The sequence below is a fragment of the Microbacterium bovistercoris genome, from assembly GCF_003387575.1.
Lineage (GTDB): Bacteria > Actinomycetota > Actinomycetes > Actinomycetales > Microbacteriaceae > Microbacterium > Microbacterium bovistercoris.
Map to the genome: position 1 here is coordinate 157,090 of NZ_QUAB01000043.1, position 12,742 is coordinate 169,831.

Consider the following 12,742-nt stretch of genomic DNA (forward strand, 5'->3'; position numbering starts at 1 on the left):
ACTACGCGCTCGCGCGCACGACGAGCTCGGTGTCGAGGACGACCGACCGCGGCGGTGCGCCGGCGATCACGTCGAGCAGTGCGCTCACCATCCGGGCGCTGATCTGATCCCACGGCTGCCGGATGGTCGTCAGCGGCGGCTCGTGCGTCGCGGCGAGGCCCGAATCGTCGAAGCCGGCGACCGCGACATCCTCGGGTACGCGAACGCCCGCGTGTCGAGCTGCCGCGACGGCTCCGGCGGCCATCCGGTCGTTCGCGGCGAACACGGCGTCGACCCCCCGCTCGAGCAGGCGGGCCATCGCGGTCTGCCCTGATTCGAAGGAGTAGTCGCCCGCCTCGACGAGTGAAGGATCGAACGCGTCGCCGAGCTCCTCGCGGAACCCGACCAGGCGGTAGCGTCCGCCCGGGGTGTCGTCGGGTCCGGTGATCATCCCGATGCGCCGGTGCCCGGCATCCCGCAGATGCGCGGCCATGGTGCGCGCAGAACCCACCTCGTCGACCGAGATCGTTGAGACGTCCTTCTCGTGTCCGAGTGGCAGCCCGCAGCACACGGTCGGGATGCCGATGTCGATGAGCTCGTCCAGCAGCGGCTCCGACTCGTGCGACGAGATGAGCATCACGCCGTCGACATGGCCGGCGCGGATGAAGTGCGCCACGCTCTCGCGCTCGGCGGTGGTTCCTGCCACCAGCAGCACGAGTGTCATCGAGCGCTGCGCCAGGGCCTCCGCAGCGCCGCGCAGCAGCAGCGCGAAGGTCGGGTCGTCGAAGAGCAGCTGCTGCGGCTCGGTGAGCAGGAACGCCATCGAGCCGGCGCGGCCGGTGGCGAGACTGCGGGCGTGGTGATTCGCCGTGTACCCGCTGTCGACGATGGCCTTCTCCACTGCGACCCGGGCGTCCGGGGACACCCAGTGCCCGCCGTTGATCACGCGCGAGACCGTGCTGCGCGATACTCCAGCACGCTCGGCGATGTCACGGATCGTCGGCTTTCGCCGTGCCGTCGGATCGCTCACGGGCCGACTCTACTCACTTCCGCGGGGGTGCACGAAGCGCAGGCTGGGACCGGTCACAGTTCGATAACGGTTCTTCGGATCGATGTGGCGTCCGGGTAACCGATCGGCTACAACTGAGACCGGTCCCAGTGCCGGTTCGAACCGCAGGCTGAGACCGGTCCCAGCAATTGTTCATCCGACCCGACGGAGCGCCCATGACCTCGCCCCACGCCTGGCCCAGACTTCAGGGAATCGCCTACGGAGGCGACTACAACCCCGAACAGTGGCCTCGCGAGGTCTGGCGCGAAGACGCCGCCCTCATGCGCGAGGCGGGCGTGAACCTGGTCAGCGTCGGCATCTTCTCGTGGGGGCTGATCGAGGTCGCCGAGGGCGAGTTCGACTTCTCCTGGCTCGATGAACTCCTCGACCTGATGCACGAGAACGGCATCGCGGTCGACCTCGGCACGCCCACCGCGTCACCCCCGGCCTGGTTCTTCGCGAACCACCCGGAGGCGCGCGTCATCGATCGTGAAGGTCGCGTGATGGGCTTCGGCTCGCGCGGCATGGCCTCGCATTCCTCGCCCGCCTACCGCGAGGCGATCGTGCGCTATGCCGACACCCTCGCGGCGCGCTACGCGACGCATCCGGCGGTCGTGCTCTGGCACGTGCACAACGAATACGGCGTGCCCGTCGGCGAGGACCACTCGCCGGCATCCGTCGCCGCATTCCGGCTCTGGCTGCAGGACAGGTACGGAACGCTCGACGCGCTCAACAGTGCCTGGGGCACCGCCTTCTGGGGTCAGCACTACACCGACTGGGAGCACATCGACTCGCCCGCCATCGCGCCGAGCGTGGTGAACCCCGCGCAGCGCCTCGACTTCGCGCGCTTCACCGACCACCAGCTTCGCGCCTGCTTCGTGTTGGAGCGCGATGCGATCCGCGTGCACGCCGACCAGCCGATCACCACGAACTTCATGGCGAACCAGAGCTGGACCACAGACCTGTGGGCGTGGGCGCGCGAGGTCGATGTCGTATCGGACGACCACTACCTGTGGGCAGCCGACGAGGACGCGCACATCGGACTGGCGATAGCAGCCGACCTGACCCGATCGGTCGGCGGCGGCAAGCCGTGGATCCTCATGGAGCACTCCACCTCGGCCGTCAACTGGCAGCCACGCAACATCGCCAAGCGTCCGGGCGAGATGAAGCGCAACTCACTCACCCATGTGGGACGCGGCGCCGACGGCATCCTGTTCTTCCAGTGGCGCGCCGGCCGCTCGGGCGCCGAGAAGTTCCACTCCGCGATGCTGCCGCACGCGGGACGGGAGTCGCGGGTGTTCCGCGAGGTCGTGGCCCTCGGCGCCGACCTGCAGCGCATCGGCGAGCTGCAGGGCTCGGTCGTGCAGGCGGATGTCGCCGTGCTGTGGGATTTCGAGTCGTTCTGGGCGCAGGACCTGGAGTGGCGTCCGTCCGAGGACGTCGCCCACGCCGCGCAGGTGCGGCACTTCTACGAGCAGCTCTGGCGCGACGGCATCACCGTCGACTTCGCCCTCCCCGGCCAGGACCTCTCGGGCTATCGCCTCGTCGTCGCGCCCGCGCAGTACATGCTGAGCACAGCGGATGCCGAGAACCTCGAGCGCTACGTCGCAGGCGGCGGCACGCTGCTGGTGTCGTTCTTCTCGGGCATCGTCGACGAGAACGACGCGGTCCACGTCGGCGGATTCGCCCCCGGTCTGCGTGATGCACTCGGGCTGTCGGTCGAGGAGTTCCTGCCGCTGCGCGAGGGTGCCCGCCACACCGTGGACTGGCCGGGGCAGGGCACCTTCACCGCCGACATCTGGCAGGAGGACCTGGTGCTGCGCGGCGCCGTCACCGTCGCCAGCCACGGCGGCGGTCCCGGCGAGGGCGAGCCTGCCGTCACCCGCAACACCCACGGCGAAGGCGTCGGCTGGTACGTCAGCACCCGGCTGGACGCCGCAGGCATGGCCGCGTTGTTCAGCGACGTCTACGCGGATGCCGGCATCGTCCCGGCATCCCGCCCCGAGGGTCTGGAACTCATGACCCGTCGCGGCGACGACGCGATCTACCTGATCGCGGTGAACCACGGCGACGACGACGCATCCTTCGTCGCGAACGGAACGGATCTGCTCACCGGGGCGGAGATCGCCGGCACGGCCACTGTGCCGCCCGGCGGCGTCGCCGTCATCCGCAGTACCGACTGACACCCGCACCACCCCACCCCCGGTCGTGACGATGCGGCTCGCGCAGCGAGGCTCATCGCCGGCCACAACCGAGAGGAACACCGCATGCGCAAGTACATGGCCGTCGGCGCGCTCGCGCTGACCGCTGCCTTCGTCCTGACCGGATGCAGCAGCTCGTCCGCACCGCAGCAGGACGAGAAGCCGTCCGGCGAAGGCGCCGAACTCGTCATCTGGACCGACGCCGAGCGCGCGGACGCGATCACGGCAGCCGCGAAGGACTTCGAGGACGAGACCGGCGCCAAGGTCACCCTGGTGCAGAAGAACTTCGAGGACCTCCGCGACGACTTCATCGCGCAGGTGCCGACCGGCGAGGGTCCCGACATCACCGTCGGGGCGCACGACTGGCTCGGGGCACTCGTCGCGGCCGGCGTCGTCGACACCCTGGACCTCGGCGACAAGGCCGAGAGCTTCGAGCAGGTCGCCATCGATGCGATGACCTACGACGGACAGCTGTACGCACTCCCATACTCGCTGGAGTCCATCGCGCTCGTGCAGAACGTCGACCTCGTCGGCGAGGACGCCCCCAAGACCTGGGACGACATGATCGCGAAGGGCAAGGCCGCAGGCTCTGAGCGCCCGTTCGTCATCAACACCGAGGGCGAGACCGGCGACGGTTACACGATGTACCCGTTCCAGACCTCGTTCGGCGCACCCGTCTTCGTGCAGGACGACGCGGGCTCGTACACCAGCGAGGTCGGCATGGGCGGCGACGCCGGTGAGGCGTTCGCGCAGTGGCTCGGTGCGAACGGCAAGAGCGGCACCGGCTACATCTCGACCACGGTCGACTACGACATCAACAACGAGCTGTTCATGTCGGGCAAGGCGCCGTACACGATCCAAGGCCCGTGGGCAATCCCGGTGTACGAGAACATGAATCTGGCCGTGAACCCGGTGCCGACCGCCGGTGGCGAGACCGCCGCGCCTTTCGTGGGCGTGCAGGGGTTCTACCTGTCCAGCAAGAGCAAGAACGCCCTGCTCGCGCAGGAGTTCCTGGTGAACTACCTCGGCACCGAGGGCGCGCAGCGCGCCCTGTACGAGGCCGACCCGCGCATCCCGGCGTGGAAGACATTGGCCGAGGAGGTCTCCTCCGATCCGATCATCGCCGGTTTCGTGGCATCCGCTCAGAACGGCGTCCCGATGCCCTCGATCCCCGAGATGGGCTCGGTGTGGGACCTGTGGAACGCCGCGCAGGTGCAGATCATCAACGGCGCCGACCCGGTGGCGACCTGGAACAAGATGGTCGCCGACGTCGAGGCCGCGACCGCCGGTTGACCGACAGCGGGCCGGAGGGTGATGCGCCCTCCGGCCCGCATCCCGCAGACAGGAGGACAGGATGCCGACGCAGGCACCGCCCACGCAGGCAGCGACACCGCAGGCGCCGCCCAGGCAGGAATCGCATGCCCGCAGCTTTCGCGGGCCGGGCTGGGGATTCCTGACCAAGCTCGTGCTGATGGCGCTCATCAACGCCTTCGGGGTGATGACCGCCATCGCCGCATGGCGGGTGGAGTCGTGGATCGTGCTCGGCGCGATCGTGGTGCTCGTCGGCATCGCCGACTGGGTGTACTTCACCAGGCGGGCGCTGCCTCTGAAGTACATCCTTCCCGGGCTCGTGTTCCTGCTGGTCTTCCAGGTGTTCATCTTCGGATACACCGCCTACATCGCCTTCACCAACTACGGCTCAGGACACATCGGCAGCCAGGAGCAGGCCGTGGAGGCGACGCTGATCCAGGGTGAGCGTCGCGTGGAGGGATCGCCGACGTATCCGCTGGCCGTCGTCGAGAACCCCGCCGGCCTCGGCTTCGCGATCGTCGACGAGGACGGAGAAGTGCAGGTCGGTTCCGAGACCACCCCGCTCTCCGCTGCGCCGGATGCCGAGATCGGCACCTCCGGGGCTCCCACGGCGGTTCCGGGGTGGACCGTCATCCCCCGTGCCACCGTGCTCAGCGACACCGCCCTGCAGGGACAGATCGCCGCACTGCGGGTCCCCGTCTCGGACGACCCGAACGACGGATCCGTGCGCACCCGCGACGGATCATCGGGTGCTGTGTACCAGTCGACCCTGGTGTGGGATGCCGAGGCGCAGACCATCACCGACACCACCACCGGCACGGTGTACACCGCCACCGACCGCGGCTCGTTCGTCTCCGACGACGGCACGGCGCTGCCGACCGGATGGTACGTCAACGTCGGCTTCGACAACTTCATCCGGCTGTTCACCGACCCGGGGCTGGCGAAGGCGCTGGGCTCCGTCACGGTGTGGACGTTCGCGTTCGCGATCCTGTCCGTGGTGCTGAGCTTCGGGCTGGGACTCGGCCTCGCCGTCGTCTACAACGATCCTCGCGTGCGTGGCCGGCGCTGGCTGCGAGCCCTGTTCATCCTGCCCTACGCCTTCCCCGCGTTCATGGCGGCGCTGCTGTTCCGGGGCATGTTCAACGCCGAGTTCGGCGTGATCAACGACATGTTCTTCTTCGGGCAGCAGATCAACTGGCTCGGTGATCCCTGGCTGTCTCGAGCCGCTGTCATCTTCGTGAACGTGTGGCTCAGCTACCCGTACTGGTTCCTGGTGTGCACGGGCGCGCTGCAGTCGCTGCCCGGTGACACGCTCGAGGCAGCCGAGATCGACGGCGCGAACAAGTGGCAGCGCTTCCGCACGATCGTGCTGCCGCTGCTGCTGGTCTCGACCGCGCCGCTGCTGATCGCCTCGTTCGCGGTGGCCTTCAACAACTTCACCGTCATCTACACCTTCAACAACGGCGGACCTGCGATCCCCGGCGCCCCGTACGCGCTCGGCTCGACCGACATCCTGGTGTCGGCCATCTACGACGTGTCCGGAGTCTCGGGCGGCGCCAGTGACTACGGCCTGGCCAGCGCGCTCTCGATCATCGCCTTCATCGTCGTCGGCGTGATCTCGGCGCTGAGCTTCCGCCAGACCCGCAAGCTCGAGGAGTACCAGTGATGTCCACGCAGACCAGAGCAGTCGTCACCGGGTCGGCCGACGCCGCGGCATCCCGAGCCGGCGCCCGCCGGCGCCGCTGGTGGGGCGACGTCGGCTGGAAGTACATCCTCGCCGTCGGCGTACTGTTCTTCGCCGCGTTCCCGCTCGTGTACGTGCTGTCGTCGTCGCTGAACCCGAACGGCAGCCTGGCGGCATCCGGCGCGTTGTTCGGCGTCATCGACGTCGAGAACTATGCGGCGCTGGGCCGGTCGAAGTACTGGCTGTGGTTCGGCAACACGCTCTTCATCGGTATCGCGACGGCGATCGGCTCGGTGCTGATGGGCGCCGCAGCCGCCTATGCGTTCTCGCGATTCCGGTTCTCCGGTCGTCGCGCGAGCCTGACCACTCTGCTCGTGCTGCAGATGTTCCCGCAGGCGCTCGCGTTCATCGCGATCTTCCTGATGCTGCTGACGCTGGGTGAGGTCGTGCCGGCGCTCGGAATCAACTCGAAGATCGCCCTGATCTGCGTCTATCTCGGCGGAGCGCTGGGTGCGAACACCTTCCTGATGTACGGCTTCTTCAACACGATCCCGATCGAGATCGACGAGTCGGCGAAGATCGACGGTGCCACGCACGCGCAGATCTTCTGGCGGCTGATCATGCCCCTGGTCGTGCCGATCCTCGCCGTGGTGGCGCTGCTGTCGTTCCTCACCGCGTTCGGCGACTTCATCCTGTCGAAGATCATCCTGACCAGCGAGGACAACTGGACGCTGGCCGTCGGCATGTACCAGTGGGTGTCGAATCAGCTGACCTCGCGCTGGGGGCTGTTCGCGGCCGGAGTCGTGGTCGCGGCGATCCCCGTGCTGGCGCTGTTCTTCTCGCTGCAGAAGTACATCGTCGGCGGGCTGACGCAGGGATCCGTGAAGGGCTGAGCTCCGTTCACGCCTCCCCGGCGAGTTCGCCGTGGATGCGGCGCAGGTCCTCCATCAGCGACCCGATCAGGATCCAGTGATCGGATGCCGGGGCGCGCAGCACGAGCGGCGTGGTGAGCGCGGGGATGGCGGTGGTCAGCGCCAACGACTCCGGTGCGACCTCGGCGACCTGCGCGGCGAGGCGCACATCGTGCCCCGCGCGGCGCAGCTGCTCCGCGATCGCGGCAGCGGCGGGCTCGGCGGCGATCGTGTCGTCGTAGTGATCGAAATAGGCGCGGGTCATCCCGATCACCTGCGTGACGACGGGTGAGATCCGGTCGAGCATGGTGCGCATCTCCCGCAGCTCCGAGCGATGGGCGGAGCGGCGCGGGTTGAGCGTGAGCGACTCCTCGCCGGCAGAGATGGATGCCTCCGCGGCATCCCTCATCGGGCGGAGCAGGCGCGCCTGCAGGATCAGATCGTGCAGCTGCGCCGGCGTCTGCACGGAAGGCAGCGCAGCGGCGAGCCGATCCAGCGAGGCCGCCAGCTCTGCGCCGAGCAGACCCAGATCGCGTCGGGCCGGGGCCACCAGAGTCGGCGGCACGATCAGGGCGTTCACGATGATGCCGATCGCCGCGCCGATCAGCGTCTCGACGATGCGGGCGAACGCGTACTGCGCACTGATCGATCCGATCGCCATCACCAGCATCGCCGAGATCGCGACCTGGTTCCCGGTGCCGGAGGACGCGCGGAACGCCCAGGCCACGAGCAGCGAGACGAGCACGGCGAGCAGCATGATCCACCCGGACGATCCGAACAGCATGCCGAGCAGCATCGCGATCGTGACTCCGGCCACCACGCCGATGCTGCGTTCGAGTCCTTTGGTCAGCGACTGGTTCACGCTCGGCTGCACGACCAGCAGCGCCGCGATCGCGGCGAACACGGGCAGCTGTCCGGGGACCACCCACCCTGCGAGCAGCCATGCCGCGATCGTCGCGATGGCGGACTTGACCACCTGCAGCAGGGGAGCGCGCTTCGCAGAGCGGATCGCGGCGGTGATGCGCATGCCGACCACGGTACTCGCAGGGCGCCGGCTGCCCGTGCGCCGTTGTGTTAGCGCTTGACATTCCCGGTGCCATGATCATGATCGCCCGGCGGACTGATCATGAAATAGGTCTTGTTTCCGCAAACATCATCTGCGATCATCGTGACCGAACGCCGATTCGAAGGAGAACCAGGGTGAAGACAACGCAGCGACGCTGGGCGGGGGTGGGCCTCACCTGCGTGGTGGTGGCGGCCGGGCTCTCGGCCTTCAGCACGGCCCCCGCATGGGCGGCGGATGACTCGGAGCTGGTGCTGCGCACCGGCGCGCTCGAGGTGCACGCCTCCGGCGCCTTCCCGCAGGTCGTCCAGTACGTCGATCGCGCCAGCGGTGCGGTCATGCGCGGCAACGACACCGCGCTCACCTCGATCGAGATCAACGGCACCGCGCAGCCGGTGACGGTGACCTCGACGCAGATCGACGACAGCACCGTCGAGTACGTCCTGACCCCGACCGCGCTCGACGGCGTGACGCTGACCGCGCGACTGGGCGTGAAGAAGAACGTCGTCACGCTGAAGTTCACCGGCATCCAGGATCCCGGCAAGAAGGTCGCGACCCTGCGCATCCCCGGCCAGAACCTCGTGACGGTGTCGTCGGCCGACGCCGGCTCGGCGGTCTCGGCGGCGAACATCTCGGTCGACCGCGCGAAGTCGGGCGACGTCTTCATCCCGGTGACGGCGCAGACGCCCGTCGATGCCGCACCGGTGTCGTCGAACGCTGTCATCGCGAACACCGGTCAGCTCGCTGCGGCGTTCACCACCAACGCGATGTACGACGGCTCGAGCGGCCCGGCGAACAAGGACTCCGGCAACTTCTGGCGCCAGGCCGTGAAGGACGGCGACGACGTCGAGGTCGGCATCTCCAGCGGCCAGTGGCTGTACCGCGCCGCGGAGGCGCCCGAGCCCGAGGAGCTGCCCTGGGTCAAGGTCGCCATCACCCCCGACGCCAACGCCGACGGCACGGTCGACTGGCAGGACGGCGCGATCGCCCTGCGGGACCTGCGCGTCGCCCCGTTCAAGGGCGACCAGACCCCCGACAACGTCATCACCCACATCCCGTTCAACTTCGCCTCGCAGGCCACGCACCCGTTCCTGCGCACGCTCGACGACGTGAAGCGCATCGCGCTGAACACCGACGGACTCGGCCAGGTCGCCATGCTGAAGGGCTACACCAGCGAGGGCCACGACTCGGCCAACACCGACTACGGCGACAACTTCAACGAGCGCGCCGGCGGACTGGACGAGCTCAACGAGGCACTCGAGGCAGGCAAGAAGTGGAACGCCTCGTTCGGCGTGCACATCAACGCCACCGAGATCTACCCCGAAGCCAACTCGTTCAGCGACGACATCATGGACCCGAAGGCGAAGGGCTGGAACTGGCTCGACCAGTCGTACTACATCGACCAGCGCTTCGACACGAACTCGGGTCGGCTCGACAAGCGCATCGGCCAGCTCGCCGACGCCACGAACGACAACCTCGACTTCGTCTACGTCGACGTCTACTACCAGTACGGATGGCTGGCGAAGAAGATCCAGGAGTCGCTGATCGACCACGGCTTCCGCGTCGGCTCGGAGTGGGCCGACAAGCTGCCGGCGAACAACACCTGGTCGCACTGGGCCAACGACGAGAAGTACGGCGGCTCGACCAACAAGGGCGTGAACTCGCAGATCCTGCGGTTCGTGAACAACACCGAGGCGGATGTCTGGAACCCCGACCCCCGGCTCGGCACCAGCCACATCGTCGAGTTCGAGGGCTGGACCGGCCAGAACGACTTCAACGGCTTTCTGAAGAACGTGTGGACGGCGAACGTCCCCGCCAAGTTCCTGCAGCACCACGAGATCACGCGCTGGACCGACGAGGCGATCGACCTCGAGGGCGACGTGCGGGTCACGGGCACGGATGCCGCGAGCCGGTCGATCACGGTCGGCGGCGCCGAGGTGCTGCACGGCGGCACCTACCTGCTGCCTTGGGCGTCGAAGGACGGCGGCAAGACCGACAAGCTCTACCACTACAACCCCGCAGGCGGCAGCACCACGTGGACGCTCACGAAGGAGTTCGCGGGCAACGCCACCCTGCAGCTGTTCTCGCTCGGCGACGGAGGCCGCACCAAGGTCGCCGACGTGCCGGTCGTGGACGGAAAGGTCACGATCGAAGCGACGGCCGGCCAGCCGTACGTGCTCGCCGCCGGCACGAAGGCGGATGCCGGCAGCAGCCTGCCGAAGAAGACCCGCTTCGGGCAGAGCACACCGGTCGTCGACCCCGGCTTCAACGAGACGACGCCGGATGCCTGGAACCCGGTCGGCGAGGTCACGATCGAGCGTGACGGCCTGGGCCGCCGCGCGGCGCTGATCGGCGCCGGCGAGGCATCCATCCAGCAGCGACTCGGCGAGCTGCCCGCCGGTGAGTACACCGCCAGCGCCTGGGTCGGCATCGACAAGGGCAAGATCCGCGAGGTGAAGCTCGGCGTGCAGGTGCCGGGCGGTGCGGATGCCGCCATCACGATCGACTCGTCGAACGCACAGAACTACGTCGGGGCCGATGAATGGCACGGCACGACGCTGCAGCGACTGAAGGTGCCGTTCACCGTTCCCGCCGACGGCACCCGCCCGACGCTGAAGATCACCGCCGCTGACGGCGATGCGGCTGTGCGCGTCGACAACGTGCGCATCGTGAAGGCCGCAGCGCCCGAGGTCGGCGGCGACGTGATCGCCAGCGAGGACTTCGAGGACGTGGATGCCGGATGGGGTCCGTTCCTGAAGGGCGCCGCGGGAGGCGCCAACGACCCGCGCACCCACATCGCGAAGCGCAACGACTACACGCAGAAGGGGTGGAACGGCCGCAAGATCGACAACATCCTGAACGGCGAGTGGTCGCTGATGGCGCACCAGGAGAACTCCGGCCTGGTGTACCGCACCAGCGAGTACACCGTGCCGTTCCAGGCCGGGCACCGCTACCGCGTCTCGTTCGACCACCAGTCGACCGAGGCCGGGCAGTACGCCTGGGTCACCGGCTACGACTCCGCGACCGGTCCGCGCGTCACCCAGCGCACGCCGTTCGGCGCCGTGCACGAGACCACACGGTTCGAGCAGATCGTCGACGCCAGCACCTGCGGCGACACCTTCGTCGGCCTGGAGCGCATCGCGGGTGGTGACGCCGACCTCATCCTGGACGACTTCCTCGTCGAGGATCTGGGTGAGTCCGACGCCATCCCCGCATGCGCGCAGCTGAGCGGGAAGCTCACCGGCGACGTGATCCAGCAGGGCACGCCGAGCACGTACACGACCACGTTCACGTCCGACGAGTCGGCCGCGATCTCGGATGTCTCGGTGAAGCTGGACGTGCCCGAGGGGTGGACCGCAGAGGCTGTGACCCCGGCGACCGCCGCGACGATCGCGCCCAAGGGCACGCTCGTCACCCAATGGCGCATCACCGCACCGGCATCCGCCGACGGCACGTACGACATCGCCGCGACCGCGACGTACACGACGACCGTCGACCCGATCGGCACCAGGACCGTGCAGAACACCACCCAGGTGAAGACACTGCCCAAGCCGCCCACCAGCACCGTCTACGCGAGCGACCACGACTGGGTCAGCGCGACGAACGGCTGGGGCCCGGTGGAGCGCGACCTCGCCAACGGCCCGCAGGGCGCCGGCGACGGCACGCCGCTGACCCTGAACGGGGTGGTCTTCGAGAAGGGGCTGGGTGCGCACGCGCCGAGCAACGTGAAGTACTTCCTCGGCGGTTACTGCACGTCGTTCACCGCGAAGGTCGGCGTCGACGACGCGCAGCCCACCCGCGGATCGATCGTGTTCTCGGTGAAGGTCGACGGGAAGACCGTCGTCACCTCGCCGCTGATGAAGCCGACCAGTACGACCTTCGACCTGACCGCCGACGTGACCGGAGGCCAGTACGTCGAACTGGTCGTCGGCGACGGCGGAGACGGCAACGGCAACGACCACGCCGACTGGGCCGACGCGACCTTCACCTGTGGCGAGGACACCAACCCCGGTGGCGGCGAAGGCGGCGGCGCGACCGCGCCGAAGGGCACCGTCTACGTCAGCGACCTGCCCTTCCTCAGCGAGGAGAACGGCTGGGGTCCGGTGGAGCGCGACATGTCGAACGGCGAGGACGCGGCCGGCGACGGCTCGCCCCTCACCATCGGCGGAGTGACCTTCGACAAGGGCCTCGGCACGCACGCCGACTCCTCGGTGGAGCTGTTCCTCGGCGGTCAGTGCACGACCTTCACCGCGAAGGTCGGCCTGGATGACTCGAAGGACGAGAAGGGCGAGGGCGACGTGATCTTCCAGGTGATCGGTGACGGAAAGGTGCTGCACGACACCGGCTCCGTCACCTGGGACGACCCGGCCACGCCCATCACTGTGGACGTGACGGGTGTCGAGAAGCTCGAGCTCTCCGTCGGCACCAACGGAGTCAACTACCGCGATCACGCCGACTGGGCGGACGCCAAGCTCACCTGCGCCTCGTAGGTGGCCCCGCGGGGCAGGTGAAACCAGGGGGCGGATGCCGCAGGTGCGGCATCCG

General features: G+C 68.4%; 7 protein-coding genes. 5 read left to right on the top strand and 2 right to left on the bottom strand.

Features of this window, described 5'->3' with window-relative positions; translation table 11 throughout:
- Position 1 precedes the first annotated feature (1 nt).
- The gene (locus DY023_RS11515; RefSeq protein WP_116242472.1) at positions 2-1,009 is read right to left on the bottom strand and encodes a LacI family DNA-binding transcriptional regulator; all 1,008 of its coding nucleotides are present in this window, start codon (positions 1,007-1,009) and stop codon (positions 2-4) included.
- 194 nt (positions 1,010-1,203) lie between these two features.
- On the opposite strand from DY023_RS11515, the gene DY023_RS11520 reads away from it, so the two are divergent.
- From DY023_RS11520 to DY023_RS11535, 4 genes are all read left to right on the top strand, one after another.
- Complete coding sequence (locus DY023_RS11520; protein ID WP_116242473.1) at positions 1,204-3,210, top strand: beta-galactosidase; 2,007 nt, start codon at positions 1,204-1,206, stop codon at positions 3,208-3,210.
- Between the two features lie 84 nt (positions 3,211-3,294).
- Positions 3,295-4,521 carry a sugar ABC transporter substrate-binding protein gene (locus DY023_RS11525; protein ID WP_116242474.1) on the top strand — a complete coding sequence of 409 codons (1,227 nt, stop codon included), beginning with the start codon at positions 3,295-3,297 and terminating at the stop codon, positions 4,519-4,521.
- Between the two features lie 61 nt (positions 4,522-4,582).
- On the top strand, positions 4,583-6,205 hold the full coding sequence (locus DY023_RS11530; protein ID WP_116242475.1) for an ABC transporter permease subunit: 1,623 nt from the start codon (positions 4,583-4,585) through the stop codon (positions 6,203-6,205).
- A complete protein-coding gene (locus DY023_RS11535; protein WP_116242476.1) occupies positions 6,205-7,116 on the top strand; it encodes a sugar ABC transporter permease in 912 nt (303 codons plus the stop codon). The genes DY023_RS11530 and DY023_RS11535 overlap by 1 nt, the downstream gene beginning before the upstream one ends.
- Positions 7,117-7,123: 7 nt before the next feature.
- Here the strand turns inward: DY023_RS11535 and DY023_RS11540 are convergent, their stop codons facing one another.
- Positions 7,124-8,161 (bottom strand): FUSC family protein, encoded by a 1,038-nt coding sequence (locus tag DY023_RS11540; protein ID WP_116242493.1) that lies wholly within the window; start codon positions 8,159-8,161, stop codon positions 7,124-7,126.
- Positions 8,162-8,334: 173 nt separating this feature from the next.
- On the opposite strand from DY023_RS11540, the gene DY023_RS11545 reads away from it, so the two are divergent.
- A complete protein-coding gene (locus DY023_RS11545) occupies positions 8,335-12,687 on the top strand; it encodes an endo-alpha-N-acetylgalactosaminidase family protein (RefSeq protein ID WP_245958672.1) in 4,353 nt (1,450 codons plus the stop codon).
- Positions 12,688-12,742 lie beyond the last annotated feature (55 nt).

Excerpts from the sequence above, each read along its gene's own strand:
- DY023_RS11520 (WP_116242473.1), top strand. The coding sequence starts at position 1,204 with ATGACCTCGCCCCACGCCTGGCCCAGACTTCAGGGAATCGCCTACGGA.
- DY023_RS11525 (WP_116242474.1), top strand. The coding sequence starts at position 3,295 with ATGCGCAAGTACATGGCCGTCGGCGCGCTCGCGCTGACCGCTGCCTTC.
- DY023_RS11530 (WP_116242475.1), top strand. The coding sequence starts at position 4,583 with ATGCCGACGCAGGCACCGCCCACGCAGGCAGCGACACCGCAGGCGCCG.
- DY023_RS11535 (WP_116242476.1), top strand. The coding sequence starts at position 6,205 with ATGTCCACGCAGACCAGAGCAGTCGTCACCGGGTCGGCCGACGCCGCG.
- DY023_RS11540 (WP_116242493.1), bottom strand. The coding sequence starts at position 8,161 with ATGCGCATCACCGCCGCGATCCGCTCTGCGAAGCGCGCTCCCCTGCTG.